This window comes from Streptomyces silaceus, assembly GCF_001419745.1.
Taxonomy (GTDB): Bacteria; Actinomycetota; Actinomycetes; order Streptomycetales; family Streptomycetaceae; genus Streptomyces; species Streptomyces silaceus.
Window position 1 is genome coordinate 1 of sequence record NZ_LIRJ01000098.1, and the last position, 22,096, is coordinate 22,096.

Here is a 22,096-nt window from a genome sequence, read left to right on the forward strand (position 1 = left end):
TACGCCCTCGGAGGCGGCCAGGGCTTCGCGCTGGGCGTCGCCACGGACCGGCGCGAGGCGGGCGACCACACCATCGCCGGGGCGGCGGTCGTGCTGCTCTCGCTGCTCACCGGGGAGCACCAGGGCGCCTCCGAGGCGGCCCGCTCGGCGGCGCTGGTACGGCTGCTGCTCGGGGCGCCCGCCGAGGCCGTCGCCCCTCTCCTGGGGGGCGACCGGTGGACCGTGGTGCACGCGCGCGGGGACCGCACCCCGCTGGGCGCGTCCGCGCTCGCGGCGGCGCTGGGCAGCGCCCTGGTCGACCCGTACGGCGACGACGACGCCGTACGCCTGCTCGTGCCCGCCGACCGCGAGGTCACCGCCACGGACGGCTGGACCCTCGGCGCCTCCGCCCCGGCGGACCCCGGTGACCTCGCGGCCGCCGACGCCCAGGCGGCCCGCGCCCTGCGCNNCACGCGCGCGTGCTGCTCGGTCCGCTCGCCGGCAGCGAGCCGCTGACCCGGACCCTGCGGACCTGGCTGTCCCTGCACGGCAGTTGGGACCGCACGGCGGTGGCGCTCGGGGTGCACCGCAACACGGTGCGCCAGCGGATCGCCCGGTGCGCGGCGCTCCTGGAGGCGGACCTGGACGACGCGGACGTACGGATGGAGCTGTGGTTCGCGCTGGGCCGGACCCCGTAAGGGGGCCGGGCCCCGTGAGGGGGCCGGACCTGTCAGGGGGCCGGGCCCCGTAAGGGGCGCGGGGAACTGCGCGCCAAGCCAGGACGAGCCCGCGGCCAACCCAGCACCGCCACCCGCCCAAGCCAGCGCAGCGCAAACGCAGCGGTGCACGTCACAGGCCCAGGCTGTGGGACGCCCCGGCCCCGCGGCCCGAGCGACGGCACAATGGGGGGCATGCCGATACCCAGCCGTGCCGCGCTCGTCGACCACCTCGTCCGGACCCGCATCGCGGGGGACGTCGCCACACCCCGCGAGAACAACCTCAGCCACTACAGGAAGCTCGCGAACGGCGACCGTCACTACTGGCTCGGTCTGGAGCTCGGCGACCGCTGGACGGACGAGCAGGACGTCCTCGCGGTGATGGCCGAGCGCTGCGGCGTGATCGACGACCCGCAGCACCGGCACGGCCAGGACACCATCGACCCGGAGCTGACGGTCGACGCCCTGGAGCGGATGGCGGCCCGGCTGCGCAAGGCGGCCGCCGGCAAGGAGCGGGTCCTTTTCGCCACCGGCCACCCCGGAGGCCTCCTCGACGTGCACCGCGCGACGGCCGCCGCCCTGCGCGCGGCGGGCTGCGAGATCGTCGTGATCCCCGAGGGGCTGACGGCCGACGAGGGCATGGTCTTCCAGTTCGCGGACGTGGCGATGCTGGAGCGCGGCGCGACGCTGTGGCACACGCACTCCCCCGAGCCGATGAACGCGATCCTGGACGGCCTGGAGCGCGAGGGCCGCCCGCTGCCCGACCTGGTCGTCGCCGACCACGGCTGGGCGGGCCGCGCGGGCCAGCGCGGCGTGGACTCCGTGGGGTACGCGGACTGCAACGACCCGGCGCTGTTCATCGGCGAGGCCGAGGGCACGGTGCAGGTGACGGTGCCGCTCGACGACCACGTCACGAGCCCGCGCCACTACGACCCGATGACGGCCTACCTGCTGGACTCCGCGGGGCTCTCCGGCGACTCCTGAGCGGGCCCCGGCGTCGGGTCGAGGTAGACCCGCCGGACCGCCGGGAAGCGCTCCTGGATCCGCTGCGCCATGCGGTCGCAGGCGCGCTCGACGTCGGCGGCCGTGGACACGTCCCGGAAGTCGACCTTCGCGGCGACCAGGGCCTCCTTGGGGCCCTGCAGCAGCGTGGTCAGCTCCAGCACGTCCACGACGTGTGGGTCGGCGAGCAGTTCGGCCCGCACCCCGGCCCGCATCTCCGGAGGCAGCGGACGTCCGATGAGCAGCTCGGAGTTGGCGTGCCCGAGGACCCAGGCGACGTACACGAGCAGCACGCCGATGCAGAGCGAGGCGACGCCGTCCCACACTCCGGACCCGGTGAGCTGCCCGCCGAGCAGCCCTCCGGCGGCCAGCAGCAGGCCCACCAGCGCCGCCGAGTCCTCCATGACGACGGCCTTCACCGCGGTGTCGGGGGTGTGGCGCAGATAGCGCTTGAGGTGCACCCCGAAGCGGTCCGCCTCGCCGCGCGCCTGCCTGAGCCCGGTGCGCAGCGAGTAGCCCTCCAGGAGGAAGGCGACACCGAGGACGAGGTACGAGACGAGCGGGTCGCCCGGCTCCTCGCCGTGGGTGAGGGTGTGGATGCCGTCGTACACCGCGAAGACGCCGCCGCCGACGAAGGTGGCCACGGAGGCGAGCAGCGCCCAGATGTAGCGTGCGCCTCCGTAGCCGAGCGGATGCTCCTCGTCGGCGGGTCTCTCGCCGGCCTTGAGGGAGACGAGCAGCATCAGCTCGGTGACGGTGTCCGCCACGGAGTGCGCCGCTTCGGAGAGCATGGCGCTGGAGCCGCTGATGACACCGGCGACGGCCTTGGCCAGGGCGATCCCGAGGTTGGCGACGGCGGCGACGACGACGGTGAAGGTGCTCTCGCCGCCCGCCTCTGACGCGTGCTCACTCATGTATCGGACGGTATGTCCGATCCGTGGGGAGCGCGAACCCCGGGGCGTGCCCCGGGCTCACCTCGGGACGCGCACCACGCCCTCCTGGATGACGGTGACCGCGAGCCGCCCGTCCTGCGTCCAGATCCGCGCCTGGCCGAGGCCGCGCCCGCCGGAGGCCGACGGCGACTCCTGGTCGTAGAGCAGCCATTCGTCGGCGCGGAAGGGCCGGTGGAACCACATCGCGTGGTCCAGGGAGGCCCCGACGACGTCGCCGACGGCCCAGCCGCCCCGGCCGTGCGCGAGCAGCACCGAGTCGAGGAGGGTCATGTCCGAGACGTACGTGGCGAGACAGACGTGCAGCGGGGAGTCGTCCGCGAGCTTGCCGTTGGCGCGGAACCACACCTGGGAGCGCGGCTCGCGCGGCTGTCCGACGGTGCCCCACGGCGGTGCGTCCACGTAGCGCAGGTCGACGGCGGCGCGGGCCTCGATCAGCCGCTCGGCGACGTGCGCGGGCAGATGGCGGGGCAGCATCTCGGCGGCGGTGGGCAGCGTCTCCGGGTCGGGCGCGTCCGGCATGCCGGACTGGTGCTCCAGGCCCTCCTCGTACGTCTGGAAGGACGCGGAGAGGTGGAAGATCGGCTGTCCGTGCTGGACGGCGACGACGCGGCGCGTGGTGAAGGAGCGGCCGTCGCGTATGCGGTCGACGGTGTACACGATCGGCGCGCCCGGGTCCCCGGGGCGCAGGAAGTACGCGTGCAGGGAGTGGGCGGGCCGGTCGCCCGGGACCGTGCGTCCCGCGGCGACCAGGGCCTGTGCGGCGACCTGGCCTCCGAAGACGCGGGGCACGAGCGCCGAACGGCTCACGCCCCGGAAGATGTCCTCCTCGATCTGCTCCAGGTCGAGCAGGTCGAGGAGGGCTTCAAGTGCCTGGTTCATGGGTGAAGTTCTACACGCCGGTCGTTACAGGCCCATGTTCTTCGCGATGATCATCTTCATGACCTCGCTGGTGCCGCCGTAGATGCGGTTGACGCGGTTGTCGGCGTACAGGCGGGCGATGGGGTACTCGTTCATGAAGCCGTAGCCGCCGTGCAGCTGGAGGCACTTGTCGATGACGCGGTGGGCGACCTCGGTGTTGAACAGCTTCGCGGACGCGGCCTCGGCGGCGGTCAGCTCGCCCGCGTCCAGGGCCTCCAGGGCGCGGTCGGCGACGGCCTCGGCGGCGTCCACCTCGGCCTGGCAGGCGGCCAGCTCGAACTTGGTGTTCTGGAAGGAGGCGACCGTCTTGCCGAAGACCGTGCGGTCCTGGACGTACTCCTTGGCGAACCGGACGGCGGCCTTGGCCTGCGCGTACGCGCCGTAGGCGATGCCCCAGCGCTCCGAGGGGAGGTTGCTGCCGAGGTAGTAGAAGCCCTTGTTCTCCTCGCCGAGGAGGTCCTCGACGGGCACCTTGACGTCGACGAACGCCAGCTCGGCGGTGTCGGACGTCTTCAGGCCCAGCTTGTCGAGCTTGCGGCCGATGGAGTAGCCCTCGGACTTGGTGTCGACGGCGAAGAGGGAGATGCCGAAGCGGCGGTCCTCGGCGGTCGGCGCGGAGGTGCGGGCGCAGACGATCACGCGGTCGGCGTGCACGCCGCCGGTGATGAAGGTCTTGGAGCCGTTGAGGACGTAGTGGGTGCCGTCCTCGGAGAGCTTGGCGGTGGTCTTCATGCCCGCGAGGTCGGAGCCGGTGCCCGGCTCGGTCATCGCGAGGGCCCACATCTCCTCGGCGGAGACGAACTTCTCCAGGTAGCGCTTCTTCTGCTCGTCGGTGGCGAGCATCTTGATGTACGGCAGGGCGAGCAGGACGTGCACGCCGGAGCCGCCGAAGGTGACGCCCGCGCGGGCGGTCTCCTCGTACTGGATGGCCTCGAACTTGTGCGTGTCCAGGCCGGCGCCGCCGAACTCCTCGGGGACGTTGATGCCGAAGAGGCCCAGCTCGGCGAGCTTGTAGTAGAACTCGCGCGGCACCTGGCCCGCGGCGAACCACTCGTCGTGGACCGGGACGACCTCGGCCTCGATGAAGGCGCGCAGGGTCTCCCGGAACGCCTCGTGGTCCTCATTGAAAACGGTACGGCGCACGGAGAACTCCCTCTGCCCACGACGACTAAGCGCTTGCTCAGTCAGCAGGTTACCCGGGAGTCACCAGAGCGTCCAGAGATGCGCGTCACTCCCCGGCGGCCGCGAACGCCCCACGCGCCAGGCGGTGCAACAGCTCGGACATGCCCGCCCGGCTGGGCAGCGCGTCGCGGCGGCTCAGGTGCGGCGTGGAGTTCAGCAGCCCGAAGACCGCGTGCACGGACACCCGCGCGGCGTTCTCGGCGAGGTCCGGGTAGACCTTGCGCACGACGTCGACCCAGATCTCCACGTACTGCCGCTGGAGCTGGCGGACCAGCTTGCGGTCGCTGTCCCGCAGGCGGTCCAGCTCGCGGTCGTGCAGGGTGATCAGGGAGCGGTCGTCCAGGGCGAAGTCGATGTGCCCCTCGATGAGCGCGTCCAGGACCCGCTCCGGCGAGGCGTCGGTGTCGGCCACGCACCGCTTGCCGCCCGTCAGGAGCTGCCCGCTGATGCCGACGAGCAGCTCGGCGAGCATGGCGTCCTTGCCCGCGAAGTGCCGGTAGAGCCCCGGCCCGCTGATGCCGACGGCAGCCCCTATCTCGTCCACGCCGACCCCGTGGAAGCCCCGCTCGGCGAAGAGCCGGGCGGCCTCCTTGAGGATCTGCTCGCGGCGGGTGGGGGCGTCGGTTCTCGTGGCCATGGAATTGATTCTAGACAGGCCGGTTAGCGCTCGTTAACCTGAAGGAAACGCGTTAACGCTCATTAACCCATCTTCATCCCTACGACGCTCGATCGAGCCGACCGGGCACGACCGAGTGGACCGAGCAAGGGGGCTCGACGGATGCAGCAGGCACCAGTCCTCGCGAGCGCGGCTGATCCCGCGTCCGAGGCGTGGCGGGCGAACGAGGCGGCGCACACCGCCCTCGCCGAGGAGTTGCGGGCCAAGCTCGCGGCGGCCAGGCTCGGCGGCGGCGAGCGGGCGCGGGCCCGCCATGTGGCGCGCGGCAAGCTGCTGCCCCGGGACCGCGTGGACACCCTCCTCGACCCGGGCTCGCCCTTCCTGGAGCTGGCCCCCCTCGCGGCCCACGGGCTGTACGGCGGGGACGCCCCGGCGGCCGGCGTCATCGCGGGCATCGGCCGGGTCTCGGGCCGCGAGTGCGTGATCGTCGCCAATGACGCCACGGTCAAGGGCGGCACGTACTACCCCATGACGGTGAAGAAGCACCTGCGCGCCCAGGAGGTGGCCCTGGAGAACCACCTCCCGTGCCTCTACCTGGTCGACTCGGGCGGCGCCTTCCTGCCCATGCAGGACGACGTCTTCCCCGACCGCGAGCACTTCGGGCGCATCTTCTACAACCAGGCCCGGATGTCCGGCGCGAAGATCCCCCAGATCGCCGCCGTCCTCGGCTCCTGCACGGCCGGCGGGGCGTACGTCCCCGCGATGAGCGACGAGGCGGTGATCGTGCGCAATCAGGGCACGATCTTCCTCGGCGGCCCGCCCCTGGTGAAGGCCGCGACCGGCGAGGTCGTCACCGCCGAGGAGCTGGGCGGCGGCGAGGTCCACTCGCGCACCTCCGGAGTGACCGACCACCTCGCCGAGGACGACGCGCACGCCCTGCGCATCGTGCGCACGATCGTCTCCACGCTCCCCGAGCGCGGCGCGCTGCCCTGGACCGTGCGCCCGGTGGAGGAGCCGAAGGTCGACCCCCTGGGGCTGTACGGCGCGGTGCCGACGGACTCCCGCACCCCCTACGACGTCCGCGAGGTCATCGCGCGCGTGGTCGACGGCTCCCGCTTCGCCGAGTTCAAGGCGGAGTACGGCACGACGCTGGTCACCGGCTTCGCCCACATCCACGGCCACCCGGTCGGGATCGTCGCGAACAACGGCATCCTGTTCTCCGAGTCCGCCCAGAAGGGCGCCCACTTCATCGAGCTGTGCGACCAGCGCGGCATCCCCCTGGTCTTCCTCCAGAACATCTCGGGCTTCATGGTCGGCAGGGACTACGAGGCGGGCGGCATCGCCAAGCACGGCGCGAAGATGGTGACGGCCGTGGCCTGCACCCGCGTGCCCAAGCTGACGGTCGTCGTCGGCGGTTCGTACGGCGCGGGCAACTACTCGATGTGCGGCCGGGCCTACAGCCCCCGCTTCCTGTGGATGTGGCCGAACGCCAAGATCTCCGTGATGGGCGGCGAGCAGGCCGCCTCCGTCCTCGCCACGGTCAAGCGCGACCAGTTGGAGGCGCGCGGCGAGGAGTGGGCCGCCGAGGACGAGGAGTCCTTCAAGGACCCCATCCGCGCGCAGTACGAAGAGCAGGGCAGTGCCTACTACGCCACGGCCCGGCTCTGGGACGACGGCGTCATCGACCCGCTGGAGACCCGGCAGGTCCTGGGCCTGGCCCTGACCGCGTGCGCGGGCGCCCCCCTGGGCGAGCCCGGCTTCGGCGTCTTCCGGATGTGAGGGGCGGACGATGAGCGACTTCCAGCAAGGGACCACCTCGGGGAGAGGGACCATGTTCGACACGGTGCTCGTCGCCAACCGGGGCGAGATCGCGGTCCGCGTCATCCGTACGCTGCGCGCGCTCGGCGTGCGCTCGGTCGCCGTCTTCAGCGACGCCGACGCGGACGCCCGTCATGTGCGCGAGGCCGACACGGCGGTGCGCATCGGCCCGCCGCCGGCCGCCGAGAGCTATCTGTCCGTGGAGCGCCTCCTGGAGGCGGCGGCCACGACCGGCGCCCAGGCGGTCCACCCGGGCTACGGCTTCCTCGCGGAGAACGCCGAGTTCGCGCAGGCGTGCGCCGACGCCGGGCTCGTCTTCATCGGCCCGCCCGCCGGGGCCATCTCCCTCATGGGCGACAAGATCCGCGCCAAGGAGACGGTGCAGGCGGCCGGCGTACCGGTCGTCCCCGGCTCCTCCGGCAGCGGCCTGACCGACGCCCAACTGGCCGACGCAGCGCGCGAGATCGGCACCCCGGTGCTGCTCAAGCCGAGCGCGGGCGGCGGCGGCAAGGGCATGCGCCTGGTGCGGGACGAGGCCCTGCTCACCGACGAGATCGCGGCGGCCCGGCGCGAGGCCCGCGCCTCCTTCGGCGACGACACCCTGCTCGTGGAGCGGTGGATCGACCGCCCCCGGCACATCGAGATCCAGGTCCTCGCGGACGGCCGGGGCAACGTCGTCCACCTCGGCGAGCGCGAGTGCTCCCTCCAGCGCCGCCACCAGAAGATCATCGAGGAGGCGCCCAGCGTCCTCCTGGACGAGGCCACGCGCGCGGCGATGGGCGAGGCCGCCGTCCAGGCGGCCCGCTCCTGCGGGTACGCGGGCGCGGGCACGGTGGAGTTCATCGTGCCGGGCAGCGACCCCTCGTCGTACTACTTCATGGAGATGAACACCCGCCTCCAGGTGGAGCACCCGGTCACGGAGCTGGTCACCGGGCTCGACCTGGTGGAGTGGCAGCTGCGGGTCGCCGCCGGGGAGCCCCTGCCGTTCGCGCAGGAGGACATCACCCTCACCGGCCACGCGGTGGAGGCCCGGATCTGCGCCGAGGACCCCGCGCGCGGGTTCCTGCCCTCGGGCGGCACGGTGCTCTCCCTGCGCGAGCCGCAGGGCGACGGCGTGCGCACCGACTCCGGCCTGAGCGAGGGCACGGAGGTCGGCAGCCTCTACGACCCCATGCTGTCGAAGGTCATCGCGTACGGCCCCGACCGCGCCACCGCCCTGCGCAAGCTGCGCGCCGCCCTGGCGGAGACGGTCACGCTGGGCGTGCCGACGAACGCGGGCTTCCTGCGCCGGCTGCTGGCCCACCCCGCCGTGGTGGCGGGCGAGCTGGACACGGGCCTGGTGGAGCGCGAGGCGGACGCCCTCGTCCCGGACGGCGTGCCCGACGAGGTGTACGAGGCGGCGGCCGCGGTCCGCGACGCCGCGCTGCAGCCGTCGGGCGACGGCTGGCGCGACCCCTTCTCCGTGCCGAGCGGCTGGCGGCTCGGGGGCACCCCGGCGCCCGTCACGCACTGGCTCCGCCCGGCGGGCCACGAGCCCGTCGCCCACCAGCTGCGCGGCGGCGTACGGACCGTCGGCGCCGACCGCGTCTCGGTGTCCGTCGACGGCGTCCTGCACACCTTCCACCGCGCCGGCGACTGGCTCGGCCGCGAGGGCGACGCCTGGCACGTCCAGGACCACGACCCCGTGGCGGCCTCCCTCACCGGCGCCGCGCACGCCGGGGCGGACGCGCTCACCGCCCCCATGCCCGGCACCGTCACCGTCGTGAAGGTGTCCCCCGGCGACCGGGTGAGCGCGGGCCAGAGCCTGCTGGTGGTCGAGGCGATGAAGATGGAGCACGTCATCGCCGCCCCGCACGCGGGCACCGTCACCGAGCTCGACGTCACGCCCGGCACGACGGTCGCCATGGACCAGGTCCTCGCCGTGGTGCTGCCCGACGACGAGGCGGGCGAGCCGGACAAGGCGACCGAGGAGGGCACCGCATGACCGCCGCCGGACTTCCCATGGCCGTCCCCGCCCAGGGCCTGCCGCCCCGCGTCCGCGTCCACGAGGTCGGCGCCCGCGACGGCCTGCAGAACGAGAAGGGGGTCGTGCCCACCGAGGTCAAGGCGGAGTTCATCCACCGCCTGGCCGACGCGGGCCTGACCACCGTCGAGGCGACCAGCTTCGTGCACCCCAAGTGGGTGCCCCAACTGGCCGACGCGGAGCGGCTGTTTCCGCTCCTCGGCGACCTCCAGGGCATCCACCTGCCGGTCCTCGTGCCGAACGACCGCGGCCTGGACCGCGCCCTCGCGCTCGGCGCGCACCGCGTCGCGGTCTTCGCCAGCGCCACCGAGTCCTTCGCCAAGGCCAACCTGAACCGCACGGTGGACGAGGCCCTCGCGATGTTCGCCCCGGTGGTCTCCCGCGCGCGGGAGCAGCAGGTGCACGTGCGCGGCTATCTCTCGATGTGCTTCGGCGACCCCTGGGAGGGCCCGGTGCCCGTCGCCCAGGTCGTCCGCGTCTGCCGGGCCCTGCTCGACATGGGCTGCGACGAGCTGAGCCTCGGCGACACCATCGGCGTGGCCACACCGGGCCACGTCCAGGCGCTGCTGGCCGCGCTGAACGAGGAGGGCGTGCCGACCGACCGCGTCGGCGTCCACTTCCACGACACGTACGGCCAGGCGCTCGCCAACACCCTCGCCGCCCTCCAGCACGGCGTGACGACGGTGGACGCGTCGGCGGGCGGCCTCGGCGGCTGCCCGTACGCGAAGAGCGCCACCGGAAACCTCGCCACCGAAGACCTCGTGTGGATGCTGCACGGCCTCGGCATCGACACCGGGGTCGACCTCGGCGCCCTCGCCGCCACCAGCGCGTGGATGGCCGACCAGTTGGGCCGACCCAGCCCGTCCCGCACCGTCCGTGCCCTCACGGCCGGCTCCCACGAAGAGCAGGCCAACTCCCACCAGGAGCAGTGAAGATCGATGGACCACCGTCTGAGCCCCGAGCACGAGGAACTGCGCCGCACGGTCGAGGCGTTCGCGCACGACGTCGTGGCGCCGAAGATCGGCGACTTCTACGAGCGCCACGAGTTCCCCTACGAGATCGTCCGCGAGATGGGCCGCATGGGCCTGTTCGGCCTGCCCTTCCCCGAGGAGTACGGCGGCATGGGCGGTGACTACTTCGCGCTGGGCATCGCCCTGGAGGAGCTCGCCCGCGTCGACTCGTCCGTGGCGATCACCCTGGAGGCGGGCGTCTCGCTCGGCGCGATGCCGATCCACCTCTTCGGCACCGACGAGCAGAAGCGCGCGTGGCTGCCGAAGCTGTGCGCCGGCGAGGCCCTCGGCGCGTTCGGCCTGACCGAGCCGGACGGCGGCTCGGACGCGGGCGGCACGCGCACGACGGCGGTGCGCGACGGCGACGACTGGGTGATCAACGGCTCCAAGTGCTTCATCACCAACTCCGGTACGGACATCACGGGCCTGGTGACGGTCACCGCCGTCACCGGCCGCAAGGACGACGGCCGTCCGCTGATCTCCTCGATCATCGTGCCGTCGGGGACGCCGGGCTTCACGGTCGCGGCGCCGTACTCGAAGGTGGGGTGGAACGCCTCGGACACCCGTGAGCTGTCCTTCTCCGACGTCCGCGTCCCGGCGGCGAACCTGCTGGGCGAGGAGGGCCGGGGCTACGCCCAGTTCCTGCGCATCCTGGACGAGGGCCGCGTCGCGATCTCCGCGCTGGCCACCGGGCTCGCGCAGGGCTGCGTGGACGAGTCCGTGAAGTACGCCCACGAGCGGCACGCGTTCGGCCGGCCGATCGGCGCCAACCAGGCCATACAGTTCAAGATCGCCGACATGGAGATGCGGGCGCACATGGCCCGCGTCGGCTGGTACGACGCGGCCTCGCGCATGGTCGCGGGCGAGCCGTTCAAGAAGCAGGCGGCGATCGCCAAGCTCTACTCCTCGACGGTCGCCGTGGACAACGCCCGCGAGGCCACCCAGATCCACGGCGGCTACGGCTTCATGAACGAGTACCCCGTGGCCAGGATGTGGCGGGACTCCAAGATCCTGGAGATCGGCGAGGGCACGAGCGAGGTGCAGCGCATGCTGATCGCCCGGGAGCTGGGCTTCGCGGCGAGCTGAGGCACGTACCCCGCGGCACGGCGGAGCCGAGGCACGTACTCCGCATCGTGACCTGTGTGACGCCCGGGGCCACTGGAATCCAGAGCAGCTTAGGCTAACCTAAGCTCTAATTCCGGCCAGTGGCCCCGCCACCGCACCGTCACGAAAGCAGAGATCCACATGTCCCAGTCCCGTCTGACCACGCCGTCCCGCCGCGGCATCCTCGCCGCCGGCGGCGCCCTCGGCCTCACCGCCGTCCTGGCGGCCTGCGGCAGCGAGAAGAAGGACGGCGCCGGCAAGACCGGGGGCGACACGGGCAAGACCGGACCCTGGAGCTTCAAGGACGACCGCGGCGAGACGGCGAAGAAGGACGCGACACCCAAGAACATCGTGGCGTTCACCGGCGTCGCCGCCGCGCTGTACGACTACGGCATCGAGTGCAAGGGCGTCTTCGGCCCGACGAAGACCAAGGACGGCAAGGCCGACGTCCAGGCCGGCGACATGGACATCAGCAAGCTGACGATCATCGGCAACGAATGGGGTCAGTTCAAGATCGAGAAGTACGCGGCCCTCGCCCCGGACGTGCTGATCTCCACGATGTTCGACGACAAGGGCACGCTCTGGTACGTCCCCGAGGAGAGCAAGGACAAGATCCTCGGCCTCGCCCCGAGCGTCGGCATCAGCGTCTACGACCGCCAGCTGACGCACCCGCTGCAGCGCATCCAGGCGCTCGCCGAGTCGCTGGGCGCGGACATGAAGTCCGACAAGGTCGTCAAGGCGAAGAAGCGCTTCGAGGAGGCGTCCGAGCGGCTGCGCAAGGTCGCCAAGGCGCACAAGGACATCCGGGTCCTCATCGGCTCCGCGAGCCAGGAGCTGTTCTACGTCTCCGGCTCGAACCTCTCCGCGGACCTGGAGTACTTCAAGGCGCTCGGCGTGAACATCATCGAGCCGCCGGAGAGCGCCAAGAAGGAGTCCGGCGGCTGGTTCGAGAACCTGAGCTGGGAGAACGTCGACAAGTACGACGCGGACCTCATCATGATGGACAACCGCACCTCCGCCATCCAGCCGGCCGACCTCGACAAGCCGACCTGGAAGAAGCTGCCCGCGGTCAAGGCCGGACAGGTCGTCCCGCGCGTCGCGGAGCCGATCTTCTCGTACGCCAAGTGCGCGCCGATCCTGGAGGACCTGGCCGACGCGATCGAGAAGGCGAAGAAGGTCGGCTGACCCCACCGCGCCTCCCGGCACCACAGCCTTCCCGGCACCACGACCCTCTCCGCACCACAGCCCCCTCCGCACCGCGGAGGGGGCTGTTTCGTTCCCCCCGACCCCACGACGAAGAAAAGTTAGGTTAGGCTTACCTCACTTATCAAGACCCCTCACCCCAGAGGACAGTTCATGCGCTCGCACCTGCTCAACGACACCACCGTGGAGCGGTACCGCGGCTCCGTGACCGAAGGAGTCGAGCGGGTGGCGGCCGGCCTCACCGGCGCCTCCCGCCCGTTCACCGGGATCACCGCCGACGACCTCGCCCCGCGCGTCGGCGCGGTCGACCTGGACGAGCCCCTGCACGACACCGTCGCCGCCCTCGACGAACTCGACGAGCTGTACCTGCGCGACGCGGTGTACCTCCACCACCCGCGCCACCTGGCCCACCTCACCGCCCCGGCCGTCATCCCCGCCGTCCTCGGCGAGGCCGTGCTCTCCGCCGTCAACTCCTGCCTGGACACCTGGGACCGGTCCACGGGCGCCACCCTCATCGAGCGCCGTCTGATCGACTGGACCGCCGAGCGCGCCGGCCTCGGACCCGACGCCGACGGGGTGTTCACCAGCGACGGCGCCCAGTCGAACCTCCAGGCCCTGCTGCTCGCCCGCGAGGCCTCCGAGGCCGCCACGGCGACCGGCGAGCGCGACCTCGCCTCCCTTCGCGTCTTCGTCTCCGAGGCCGACCACACCGGCGTCCGGCAGGCGGCCCGGCTGCTCGGACTCGGCGCGGACGCCGTCGTGACGATCCCCACCGACCGCGACAAACGCCTGCAGACCGTGGCCCTGGCCCGCGCGCTGGAACGCTGCCGCCGCGACGGCCTCTCCCCCATGGCGGTCGTCGCGACGGCGGGCACCGCCGACTTCGGCTCCATCGACCCGCTGCCCGAGATCGCCGCCCTGTGCGCGCAGTACGGCACCTGGCTGCACGTGGACGCGGCCTACGGCTGCGGGCTGCTGGCCTCGCGCAGGAACCGGCACCTCATCGACGGCATCGAGCGCGCCGACTCCGTGACGGTGGACTTCCACAAGTCCTTCTTCCAGCCGGTGAGTTCGTCGGCGGTGCTGGTGCGCGACCGCGCCGCGCTGTCCGGCACGGCCCGGGAGCGCACCCCCGACCAGGGCGGCAAGTCCCTCCAGACGGACCGGCGCTTCGACGCCCTGAAGCTGTGGATGACGCTGCGCGTGATGGGCGCGGACGCCGTCGGCGACCTCTTCGACGAGGTCTGCGGGCTGGCCACCGAGGGCTGGCGGCTGCTCGCCGCCGACCCGCGCTTCGACGTCGTGGCCGAGCCGCAGCTGTCCACGCTGACCTTCCGCTACATTCCCGCGGCGATCTGCGCGCCCGCCGCCATCGACCGCGCCAACCTCTACGCCCGCAAGGCGCTGTTCGCCGCCGGTGACGCGGTGGTGGCCGGCGCCAAGGTGGGCGACCGCCAGTACCTGAAGTTCACCCTGCTCAACCCGGAGACGACCGCCGCCGACCTCACGGCCGTCCTCGACCTGATCGCCGACCACGCCGAGCGGTACCTGGGAGAGAGCCTTGACCGCGCCTGCTGACCCGCGCATCCGCACCGCCGACCCGGGCGGCTTCGCGCTGCGCCCCCTCGACCCGCTGACCGAGTCCGAACTGGTCCACGACTGGGTCACCCATCCCGCGTCCGCGTCCTGGCTGATGCAGCACGCCACGCTCCCCGACGTCGAGCGCGCCTGCATGGCCGTCGCGGCGGCCGACCACCGCGACGCCTTCCTCGGCCTGTACCGGGGCGTGCCGGCCTTCCTGATGGAGCGGTACGACCCGCGGTACGTCGAACTCGTCGGCCTCTACGAGCCGTTGCCCGGCGACGTCGGCACGCGCCTGCTGGCCGCGCCCTCCCACGTCCACATCCCCGGCTTCGGCATCGGCGCGCTCACCGCGGTGCTGCGCGAGCTGTTCGCCGACCCGGCGACCGAGCGGGTCGTGGCCGAGCCCGACGTGCGCGACCGGGCGGCCCACGCCCGCAACGAGGCCGTCGGGTTCCGCGCGCAGACCCTCGTGCAGAAGCCGGAGAAGGAGGCCCTGCTCAGCTTCTGCACCCGCGACCGGTTCGCGGCGGCGACGGCCGCCCGCGCGGACCGGTCCGCCCGAACCGGACGGGGCCGGGGAGACGGTCCTCCCCGGCCCCGTCCCCGTACGCCCTACCGGGCGGGCCAGGGCACCTGGGGCGACTTGTAGAAGTCGATCCCGAGCGCGTCCCAGCGCGGGGCCTGCGCGGCGAGCCGCACCTTGTACGTGTCCCAGTCGTGCGTGGCCGCGGGCGACCAGCCGAGCTCGGCGATGCCGGGCAGCCGCGGGAAGGCCATGTACTCCAGCTGGTCCGGGGTGGAGAGGGTCTCCGTCCACAGCGGCGCCTCGACACCGAGGACCGCGTCCGCGGGCGCGCCCTGGAGATACGTCCCCGGGTCCCAGTCGTAGGACCGCTGCACCTCGACGTAGCCCGCCCAGGAGAGCCCGAGCGGGGTGTCCTTGGTGTACTTGTGGTCGATGTAGGCGCGGTCGGCCGGCGAGAGGACCAGCTTCGTGCCGTTCTTCGCGGCGTTCACGACCTGCTCGCGCTCGGCGGCGCCGGTCCTGTCGTAGCCCCAGTACTGCGCCACGGCGCCCTTGGCGGGCCTGGCGCCGGTCAGCTGGTGCCAGCCCATCACCGTCTTGCCGTACTTGGCGACCACCGGCTGCACCTTGTCCATGAAGGCGACGAAGTCCTCGTGGCTGGTGGAGTGCGCCTCGTCGCCGCCGATGTGGAGGTACTCGCCCGGCGTCATCGCGGCGAGCTCGCGGATCACGTCGTCCACGAAGTCGTACGTCACGTCCTTCTTCACGCACAGCGAGCTGAAGCCGACCTCGGTGCCGGTGTACAGCGGCGGGGCGACGCCGTCGCAGTTCAGCTCCGCGTACGAGGCGAGCGCGGCGTTGGTGTGCCCCGGCATGTCGATCTCGGGGACGACGTCCATGTACCGCGACGCGGCGTAGGCGACGATCTCCTTGTACTGCGCCTTCGTGTAGGAGCCGCCCTTGCCGCCGCCGACCTGGGTGGAGCCTCCGTAGGTCGCCAGGCGCGGCCAGGAGTCGACGGCGATGCGCCAGCCCTGGTCGTCGCTGAGGTGCAGGTGCAGCTTGTTCATCTTGTAGAGCGCCGCCTGGTCGATGTAGCGCTTGACCTGGTCGACGGTGAAGAAGTGGCGTGAGACGTCGAGCATCGTGGAGCGGTAGCCGTAGCGCGGGGCGTCCTCGACGGTGCCGCCCGCGACCCGCCACGGGCCGCGCTGCTTGCCGCTCTTCTCGATGGCGGCGGGCAGGTGCTGGCGCACCGTCTGGACGCCGTGGAAGAGCCCGGCGCCCGACCGGGAGGTGATGGTGAGGGAGCCGCGCGCGGAGACGACGCGGTAGCCCTCGGGGCCCAGGGCCTTGTTCGCCGGATCGGCGCTGATCCGCAGCCGGATGCCGTCGTCGCCCTTGCCGGAGGTGACGGGCAGCTCGTAGCCGGTGGCGGGGCGCAGCATCCTCGCGAGGTACTCGCCGACGCGGCGCTCCTCCGCGCTGGCGCCGCCGACGCGGATACGCGTCTTCGCGGTGATCTCGTAGCCGGGTCCGCCCGGCTCGGCCCGCATCGGGACGGGCACCACCTGGCCGAGCGGGGTGACCTCGGGCCGGGCCGCCCGCGAGGAGGGGGCGGCGGCGAAGCAGGAGATTCCGGCGGCCGCCACGAGCAGCAGCGAGCCGAACAGACGGGGCAGTCGTGTCGTTCTCTTGTGCGGTCTCACAAGCGGATCCCTTCGAAGGGCCGGCGCCGCTGTGGCGCATCTGTGGTGCATCGCAATCGAACGGTCCTCATTGGTAACCCGGCCCCCACAAGGGGTCAAGGGGTGTAGACCACTTCGCCCGGTGGTCGGTGCGAGAATCCCCTCATGGCGGAAATCATCCAGCGCGACGGGACGTGGACGTTCGACGGGGAGACGCTGCGCCTCGTGCCGGGCCGCGACAAGAACGTCTCCCTGCTGCGCAAGACGCTGGGCGAACTGGCCGTGCCCCTGAGGGCGTTGGCGGGCATCGCCTTCGAACAGGGCAAGAAGTCGGGCCGGTTGAGGCTGCGTCTGCGGGACGGCGCCGACCCGCTGCTCCAGGCGACGGGCGGGAAGCTGGCGGACTCCGCGGATCCCTACCAGCTGACGGTGGAGCCGGACCGGTACGGGGTCGCGGAGTACCTGGTCGACGAGGTGCGCAACGCCCATCTGATCGAACAGGTGCCGGCCGCGTCCTGCGACGCCTATCTCCTCTCGGGCCCCGCCGTGCCGCTGTCCGTCTCGGCCGGGGACGGCACGGCGAGCTTCGACGGGGAGCACATCCGCCTGGAGTGGAACTGGAAGACGGAGGAGGCGAAGTCCGCCGCCGGCACGCGGTCGCTGGCGCTCGCCGATGTCGCGGCGGTGGAGTGGCAGCCGGCGGCCGGCCTGGAGAACGGCTACCTCCGCTTCACCGTGCGGAACGCCCCGACCAAGGCCCCGCCGAAGTACGACCCGAACTCCGTCGAGCTGTGGGGCTTCAAGAAGGACCCGCTCATGGCGCTGATCGCGGCGGCGGTCCAGGCCCGCCTTCCGCACCCGGCGGGGCCGGGACCCGCGCGGCCGGCGGCCGACGGCGCGCCCACCCTGCCCGCGGGGGCGCCCGCGCCCCAGGCGCCCGCCGAGGACGACCACGACGCGCTGCTGCGCCGCCTGCGGGAACTGGGCGAGCTGCACCGGTCCGGGATCCTCACGGACGAGGAGTTCAGCGCGGCGAAGCAGGCGGTCCTGAAGCGGATGTGAGCGCTCCGGCGGGGCACCGGCAGGATTCCCGGCCCATTCCGACACGCTCCTGCCCGATTCCGGGCAGGATTCTTGCGTACGTCCACTCGATACCCCAGGATCAACGAATGCACGACGACCTGGTGGACCACCTCACCCGCAGCACCCCGCTCCAGCGGGGCGAAGCCCTGCGGGTCGTCCAGGACGTGCTCGCCTACTTCGACGAGACGACCGAGCAGTTCGTCCGTCGCCGCCACCGCGAACTGCAGGGTCAGGGCCTGCTGAACGCGGCGATCTTCGAGCGGATCTCGGCGGACCTCGCCTACCGCGCGGTCGCCCCGCCCGAGCTCACGCTCAGACAGCTGCGCCGCATCGTCTACGGCTAGGCCGCGGGCGTCCGGCGCCGCAGGATCACGACCACCTCTACGACTAGGACACCCTCTATGTGCGGAATCGTCGGATATATCGGCAAGCGTGACGTCGCCCCGCTGCTCCTCGAAGGCCTCCAGCGCCTGGAGTACCGCGGCTACGACTCCGCGGGCATCGCCGTCACCAGCCCCAAGGCCGCGGGCCTGAAGACGGTCAAGGCCAAGGGCCGCGTGCGCGACCTGGAGGCCAAGGTCCCCGCCCGCTTCAAGGGCACGACCGGCATCGCCCACACCCGATGGGCCACCCACGGCGCCCCCTCCGACGAGAACGCCCACCCGCACCTGGACGCCGAGAACAAGGTCGCGGTCGTCCACAACGGCATCATCGACAACGCCTCCGAGCTGCGCGCCAAGCTCACCGCCGACGGCGTCGAGTTCCTCTCCGAGACCGACACCGAGGTCCTCACCCACCTCGTCGCCCGCTCCCAGGCGGACACCCTCGAAGAGAAGGTGCGCGAGGCCCTGCGCCACATCGAGGGCACCTACGGCATCGCCGTCCTGCACGCCGACTTCAACGACCGCATCGTCGTCGCCCGCAACGGCTCCCCCGTCGTCCTCGGCATCGGCGAGAAGGAGATGTTCGTCGCCTCGGACGTCGCCGCGCTCGTCTCGCACACCCGCCAGGTCGTCACCCTCGACGACGGCGAGATGGCCACCATCAAGGCCGACGACTACCGCACGTACACCACCGAGGGCTCCCGCACGACCGCCTCGCCGACCACCGTGGAGTGGGAGGCCGAGTCGTACGACATGGGCGGCCACGACACGTACATGCACAAGGAGATCTTCGAGCAGCCCGCCGCGGTGGACCGCGTGCTGCGCGGCCGCATCGACGACCGCTTCTCCACCGTGCACCTCGGCGGCCTCAACCTCGACGCGCACGACGCCCGCAAGGTGCGCCGCGTCAAGATCCTCGGCTGCGGCACCTCGTACCACGCGGGCATGATCGGCGCCCAGATGATCGAGGAGCTGGCCCGCATCCCCGCCGACGCCGAGCCGGCCTCCGAGTTCCGCTACCGCAACCCGGTCGTGGACCCCGACACCCTCTACATCGCGGTCTCGCAGTCCGGCGAGACGTACGACGTGCTGGCCGCCGTCCAGGAGCTCAAGCGCAAGGGCGCCCGCGTCCTCGGCGTGGTGAACGTGGTCGGCTCCGCGATCGCCCGTGAGGCGGACGCGGGCGTGTACGTCCACGCGGGCCCGGAGGTCTGCGTCGTCTCGACCAAGTGCTTCACGAACACCACGGTCGCCTTCGCCCTGCTCGCCCTGCACCTGGGCCGCATCCGCGACCTGTCGGTCTCCGACGGCAAGCGGATCATCGAGGGCCTGCGCAGGCTGCCCGGCCAGATCTCGGAGATCCTCAAGCAGGAGGACGAGATCAAGAAGATCGCCAAGAGCTACGCGGACGCCCGCTCGATGCTCTTCATCGGGCGCGTACGGGGCTACCCCGTCGCCCGTGAGGCCTCCCTCAAGCTCAAGGAGGTCTCGTACATCCACGCCGAGGCGTACCCCGCCTCCGAGCTCAAGCACGGCCCGCTCGCCCTGATCGAGCCCGCGCTGCCGACGGTCGCGATCGTCCCCGACGACGACCTGCTGGAGAAGAACCGCGCCGCCCTGGAGGAGATCAAGGCCCGCAGCGGCAAGATCCTCGCGGTCGCGCACCAGGAGCAGGAGAAGGCCGACCAGACGATCGTCGTCCCGAAGAACGAGAACGAGCTGGACCCGATCCTGATGGGCATCCCGCTCCAACTCCTCGCCTACCACACGGCGTTGGCGCTGGGCCGCGACATCGACAAGCCGCGCAACCTGGCGAAGTCGGTGACGGTCGAGTAGCGGCCGGGCCCCGCACGGGGCGCGGGAACCGCGCGACAAGCCCCCCCCCCACCGGCCCGCGCGGAACAGACAAACGGAACGGGCCCCGTGCGTGCCACCAGCACACGGGGCCCGTTCCCCAGAGGGCCAGGGTCGCCCATTACCCCGGCCCGCGCCCGGCTCAGCCGGCGGCCGTCACTCCCCGGCCGGCAGGGCGCCCCGGGAGAGCCGTCGGCCAGTGGGCGAGTGCGGCCGTCGCGCCGTACCAGGCGAGCAGCCCGCCGGCGGCGGCGAACCAGCCGCCGGCCTTGCCGAGGCCCGCGCTGTCGCCGAACCGGGCGACGGCGAGCAGGACGAGCGCCACGAACAGCAGCGCGTACGTCCCACGGGTGAGCACGGGGCCGCCCGCGGCCCCGAGGGTGAGAGTGAGCGCGACGAGCGCGAAGAGCAGCAGGAAGAGGCCCGCGGCGTTCGCGGAGACCTGCGCGTCGGCGGTGGCGCCCCAGGTGAACCAGAGCGCGCCGAGCGCGGCGAAGGCCGTGCCCGTCGCGGTGTCCTTGTCGTGGAGCGCGAAGAGCCCGGCGATGAACAGGGCGATCCCGCCGACGAACGTGGCGAGGGAGACGGCGTCCGCCGCCGATACCCCGTCGATCACTCCGGTGTGACCGAGTCCGAAGGCCAACAGCGTGAGCCCCAGGGCGAGATGGCCGAGAGTCGAAGTGGTGCTTCCCGCAGAGACGTCGTTGTCCACGGCGGGCTCCCTTCCTGTGCAGTGGTGCGGTGGTGCTGCGCGACGCCGGCGCCCGCGAGGGGTACCGGCGACCTTTATGTACCCTTCACAAGGGCACAAACCACCTCTACGCGTGAGTAGATTTATCTGTTCACCAAACCTCACCACCCCGCGCACACAAGGGAGTTGGGCACACCACTCCCCCCGCCCCACCAGGGGCGCGGGGAATCAGGGGATGACGACGACGGGCCGCTGCGCCCGCCGCGCGAGGCGTCCGGCGACGGAGCCGAAGATGCGGCCGACGAGGCCGTGCGTGGAGCCGACGACGATCGCGTCCGCGCTGTACTCGCGGCCGACCTCCTCCAGCTCGTGGCAGATGTCGCCGCCGCGCTCGACGAGGATCCACGGCACCTCGGACAGGTACTCCGCGCAGGCCAGTTCGAGGCCGAGCACCTCGGTGCGGTGGTCGGGCACGTCGACGAAGACCGGGGGCTCGCACCCCGCCCACACCGTGGTGGGCAGCCGGTTGGCGACATGCACGATGATCAGGCCCGAGCCCGAGCGGTGGGCCATGCCGATCGCGTAGGCGAGGGCCCGCTCACTGGAGGTCGAGCCGTCGAAACCGACGACGACGCCGTGCCGGAAGGCGGGATCGCAGGAGTGACGCGGTTCTTCCGCCGCTCGGGGGGTCGTCGTGGGATCGGCGACCTGCCGCTTGCGGTCCGCGGGTTCGGAGAATTCGTGACCGGCCATCGGTGTCTCGGCGAAGGAGTCCTCTGTGGGAGGGTCGGCTTTTCGGGTGGTGCGAAGGTTCAGGACCATGAAGGTCGTCCGGGAATCATCTTCCCAACCCCATACCCCCAAGGGTACGGCGACACTCCTCTCCTGCCCAGAGCTCATGAAGAGCCCGCACGGGCCCGCGCCGGGCCTTGTACCGCACCTCCCCGGCGTTCACCGGAGCATGCATGAGCCTCGCCCGTATGGCAATGGTTGCTGCCTCCTACAGGCGGTTTGCCCACCCGTCCGGACGCCGTCTCCCGCCACTCCCAGTGACCCCCGGAGGGACCACGCGTTGAACCCACGTACGCCACCGCCACAGGGAGCACGCCGTGCCTGGACCCTCGACCGCGTCCCCACCCTCCACCCGTCGCTCTGATTCACCCGAGCAAGTCCGGCAAGGCCGGCACCACTCGGCACACGGCCGCCGGAGGCCGCCCGAGGGGGCGCGCGAGCGCCGCCCGGCCGGCGTGCCCGCACCACGCGCCCAGGAGCCGCAGCAGGCGCCCCCGCCGGACTCGGCGAGCGACGTGGTCCGCTGGGCCGCGTTCAGCTGCGTACTGGTTCCCGTCGTCCTCGTGGGGTACGGCACCTCACTGGCGGGCGCCGCCGGCTCGGCGCTCGGTCTCGTGGCCGTCACCGGGGTCTGCCGACTGCTCCTGCGGCAGTCCGAGCGGGGCGCCGCGCGACTGCTTGCAGAACAGAACAACGGGCACCGCGGACGGCACGGCAGAACGGCCCCCGGGGCGCACAGGGGCACGCGCCAACATGCCGAAGGTGCGCCGGTCGACTGACCGATTCACACACACGCTCCCGTAGCTTTTCAGCCAACTTCGGGGAGCGATGCATTCCTTGGCCGAACAGGCCATCAACCCCCGTCCGACCAGGGCTGAAAGCCGCCCTGGAGGCGCCCGCACCCTACGGGGACCGGCCACCGAGCGGAGGCCCACTTCCCAGCAAGCTCCCCGAGTGCAACGCTTCGTGAT

Annotated in this window: 19 protein-coding genes and 2 pseudogenes; 14 read left to right on the top strand and 7 right to left on the bottom strand. The window is 72.1% G+C overall.

The window, feature by feature from the left end:
• From AOK22_RS11320 to AOK22_RS11330, 3 genes and pseudogenes are all read left to right on the top strand, one after another.
• Positions 1-447: pseudogene (locus AOK22_RS11320) on the top strand (PucR family transcriptional regulator); the annotation flags it as partial.
• Positions 448-449: 2 nt separating this feature from the next.
• Positions 450-677: pseudogene (locus AOK22_RS42625) on the top strand (helix-turn-helix domain-containing protein); the annotation flags it as partial.
• Between the two features lie 204 nt (positions 678-881).
• Positions 882-1,679, top strand: a complete 798-nt coding sequence (locus AOK22_RS11330) for a phosphatase (RefSeq protein ID WP_193433162.1) — start codon at positions 882-884, stop codon at positions 1,677-1,679.
• Here AOK22_RS11330 and AOK22_RS11335 read toward each other — a convergent pair.
• From AOK22_RS11335 to AOK22_RS11350, 4 genes are all read right to left on the bottom strand, one after another.
• Positions 1,640-2,611 (bottom strand): cation diffusion facilitator family transporter, encoded by a 972-nt coding sequence (locus AOK22_RS11335; RefSeq protein ID WP_055698469.1) that lies wholly within the window; start codon positions 2,609-2,611, stop codon positions 1,640-1,642. The two genes, AOK22_RS11330 and AOK22_RS11335, sit on opposite strands and share 40 nt — an antisense overlap.
• Before the next feature lie 57 nt (positions 2,612-2,668).
• Complete coding sequence (locus AOK22_RS11340) at positions 2,669-3,529, bottom strand: acyl-CoA thioesterase (protein ID WP_055698470.1); 861 nt, start codon at positions 3,527-3,529, stop codon at positions 2,669-2,671.
• A gap of 24 nt (positions 3,530-3,553) precedes the next feature.
• Positions 3,554-4,711 carry an acyl-CoA dehydrogenase family protein gene (locus AOK22_RS11345; protein WP_055698471.1) on the bottom strand — a complete coding sequence of 386 codons (1,158 nt, stop codon included), beginning with the start codon at positions 4,709-4,711 and terminating at the stop codon, positions 3,554-3,556.
• Between the two features lie 85 nt (positions 4,712-4,796).
• Positions 4,797-5,387, bottom strand: a complete 591-nt coding sequence (locus tag AOK22_RS11350) for an SACE_7040 family transcriptional regulator (protein ID WP_055698472.1) — start codon at positions 5,385-5,387, stop codon at positions 4,797-4,799.
• Between the two features lie 141 nt (positions 5,388-5,528).
• On the opposite strand from AOK22_RS11350, the gene AOK22_RS11355 reads away from it, so the two are divergent.
• The 7 genes from AOK22_RS11355 to AOK22_RS11385 all read left to right on the top strand — a co-directional run bounded on the left by AOK22_RS11355 (position 5,529) and on the right by AOK22_RS11385 (position 14,757).
• The gene (locus tag AOK22_RS11355; RefSeq protein ID WP_055698473.1) at positions 5,529-7,145 is read left to right on the top strand and encodes a carboxyl transferase domain-containing protein; all 1,617 of its coding nucleotides are present in this window, start codon (positions 5,529-5,531) and stop codon (positions 7,143-7,145) included.
• A gap of 52 nt (positions 7,146-7,197) precedes the next feature.
• On the top strand, positions 7,198-9,168 hold the full coding sequence (locus tag AOK22_RS11360) for an acetyl-CoA carboxylase biotin carboxylase subunit (protein ID WP_055698474.1): 1,971 nt from the start codon (positions 7,198-7,200) through the stop codon (positions 9,166-9,168).
• Positions 9,165-10,139, top strand: coding sequence for a hydroxymethylglutaryl-CoA lyase (locus tag AOK22_RS11365; RefSeq protein ID WP_055698475.1), 975 nt, complete (start codon positions 9,165-9,167; stop codon positions 10,137-10,139). The genes AOK22_RS11360 and AOK22_RS11365 overlap by 4 nt, the downstream gene beginning before the upstream one ends.
• Positions 10,140-10,145: 6 nt before the next feature.
• Positions 10,146-11,303: an acyl-CoA dehydrogenase family protein gene (locus tag AOK22_RS11370; RefSeq protein WP_055698476.1), complete on the top strand. Its 1,158-nt coding sequence runs from the start codon at positions 10,146-10,148 to the stop codon at positions 11,301-11,303.
• A gap of 159 nt (positions 11,304-11,462) precedes the next feature.
• A complete protein-coding gene (locus AOK22_RS11375; protein WP_055698477.1) occupies positions 11,463-12,506 on the top strand; it encodes an ABC transporter substrate-binding protein in 1,044 nt (347 codons plus the stop codon).
• Between the two features lie 171 nt (positions 12,507-12,677).
• The gene (locus tag AOK22_RS11380; protein ID WP_055698478.1) at positions 12,678-14,102 is read left to right on the top strand and encodes a pyridoxal phosphate-dependent decarboxylase family protein; all 1,425 of its coding nucleotides are present in this window, start codon (positions 12,678-12,680) and stop codon (positions 14,100-14,102) included.
• Positions 14,103-14,109: 7 nt separating this feature from the next.
• A complete protein-coding gene (locus AOK22_RS11385) occupies positions 14,110-14,757 on the top strand; it encodes a GNAT family N-acetyltransferase (RefSeq protein WP_107101916.1) in 648 nt (215 codons plus the stop codon).
• On the opposite strand, the gene AOK22_RS11390 is transcribed toward AOK22_RS11385, so the two are convergent.
• Positions 14,721-16,343 (bottom strand): beta-N-acetylhexosaminidase, encoded by a 1,623-nt coding sequence (locus tag AOK22_RS11390; RefSeq protein WP_055698479.1) that lies wholly within the window; start codon positions 16,341-16,343, stop codon positions 14,721-14,723. The two genes, AOK22_RS11385 and AOK22_RS11390, sit on opposite strands and share 37 nt — an antisense overlap.
• A gap of 144 nt (positions 16,344-16,487) precedes the next feature.
• Here AOK22_RS11390 and AOK22_RS11395 point away from each other — a divergent pair, with 144 nt between their 5' ends.
• The 3 genes from AOK22_RS11395 to glmS all read left to right on the top strand — a co-directional run bounded on the left by AOK22_RS11395 (position 16,488) and on the right by glmS (position 19,624).
• A complete protein-coding gene (locus AOK22_RS11395; protein ID WP_055698480.1) occupies positions 16,488-17,384 on the top strand; it encodes a DUF4429 domain-containing protein in 897 nt (298 codons plus the stop codon).
• A gap of 107 nt (positions 17,385-17,491) precedes the next feature.
• The gene (locus tag AOK22_RS11400; protein ID WP_055698481.1) at positions 17,492-17,749 is read left to right on the top strand and encodes a hypothetical protein; all 258 of its coding nucleotides are present in this window, start codon (positions 17,492-17,494) and stop codon (positions 17,747-17,749) included.
• Between the two features lie 57 nt (positions 17,750-17,806).
• On the top strand, positions 17,807-19,624 hold the full coding sequence (glmS, locus tag AOK22_RS11405; protein ID WP_055698482.1) for a glutamine--fructose-6-phosphate transaminase (isomerizing): 1,818 nt from the start codon (positions 17,807-17,809) through the stop codon (positions 19,622-19,624).
• A 160-nt stretch (positions 19,625-19,784) separates the two neighbouring features.
• On the opposite strand, the gene AOK22_RS11410 is transcribed toward glmS, so the two are convergent.
• Together AOK22_RS11410 and AOK22_RS11415 are read right to left on the bottom strand one after the other, a co-directional pair.
• Positions 19,785-20,354: a GPR1/FUN34/YaaH family transporter gene (locus tag AOK22_RS11410; RefSeq protein WP_055698483.1), complete on the bottom strand. Its 570-nt coding sequence runs from the start codon at positions 20,352-20,354 to the stop codon at positions 19,785-19,787.
• 207 nt (positions 20,355-20,561) lie between these two features.
• Entirely contained in the window at positions 20,562-21,086 is a 525-nt protein-coding gene (locus tag AOK22_RS11415) for a universal stress protein (RefSeq protein ID WP_055698484.1), read from the bottom strand.
• A gap of 494 nt (positions 21,087-21,580) precedes the next feature.
• Between AOK22_RS11415 and AOK22_RS11420 the strand changes: the two genes are divergently transcribed.
• Complete coding sequence (locus AOK22_RS11420) at positions 21,581-21,904, top strand: hypothetical protein (RefSeq protein ID WP_055698485.1); 324 nt, start codon at positions 21,581-21,583, stop codon at positions 21,902-21,904.
• The last annotated feature ends 192 nt before the right edge of the window (positions 21,905-22,096 follow it).

Excerpts from the sequence above, each read along its gene's own strand:
- AOK22_RS11330 (WP_193433162.1), top strand. The coding sequence starts at position 882 with ATGGGGGGCATGCCGATACCCAGCCGTGCCGCGCTCGTCGACCACCTC.
- AOK22_RS11335 (WP_055698469.1), bottom strand. The coding sequence starts at position 2,611 with ATGAGTGAGCACGCGTCAGAGGCGGGCGGCGAGAGCACCTTCACCGTC.
- AOK22_RS11340 (WP_055698470.1), bottom strand. The coding sequence starts at position 3,529 with ATGAACCAGGCACTTGAAGCCCTCCTCGACCTGCTCGACCTGGAGCAG.
- AOK22_RS11350 (WP_055698472.1), bottom strand. The coding sequence starts at position 5,387 with ATGGCCACGAGAACCGACGCCCCCACCCGCCGCGAGCAGATCCTCAAG.
- AOK22_RS11355 (WP_055698473.1), top strand. The coding sequence starts at position 5,529 with ATGCAGCAGGCACCAGTCCTCGCGAGCGCGGCTGATCCCGCGTCCGAG.
- AOK22_RS11360 (WP_055698474.1), top strand. The coding sequence starts at position 7,198 with ATGTTCGACACGGTGCTCGTCGCCAACCGGGGCGAGATCGCGGTCCGC.
- AOK22_RS11365 (WP_055698475.1), top strand. The coding sequence starts at position 9,165 with ATGACCGCCGCCGGACTTCCCATGGCCGTCCCCGCCCAGGGCCTGCCG.
- AOK22_RS11370 (WP_055698476.1), top strand. The coding sequence starts at position 10,146 with ATGGACCACCGTCTGAGCCCCGAGCACGAGGAACTGCGCCGCACGGTC.
- AOK22_RS11375 (WP_055698477.1), top strand. The coding sequence starts at position 11,463 with ATGTCCCAGTCCCGTCTGACCACGCCGTCCCGCCGCGGCATCCTCGCC.
- AOK22_RS11380 (WP_055698478.1), top strand. The coding sequence starts at position 12,678 with ATGCGCTCGCACCTGCTCAACGACACCACCGTGGAGCGGTACCGCGGC.
- AOK22_RS11395 (WP_055698480.1), top strand. The coding sequence starts at position 16,488 with ATGGCGGAAATCATCCAGCGCGACGGGACGTGGACGTTCGACGGGGAG.
- AOK22_RS11400 (WP_055698481.1), top strand. The coding sequence starts at position 17,492 with ATGCACGACGACCTGGTGGACCACCTCACCCGCAGCACCCCGCTCCAG.
- glmS (WP_055698482.1), top strand. The coding sequence starts at position 17,807 with ATGTGCGGAATCGTCGGATATATCGGCAAGCGTGACGTCGCCCCGCTG.
- AOK22_RS11415 (WP_055698484.1), bottom strand. The coding sequence starts at position 21,086 with ATGGCCGGTCACGAATTCTCCGAACCCGCGGACCGCAAGCGGCAGGTC.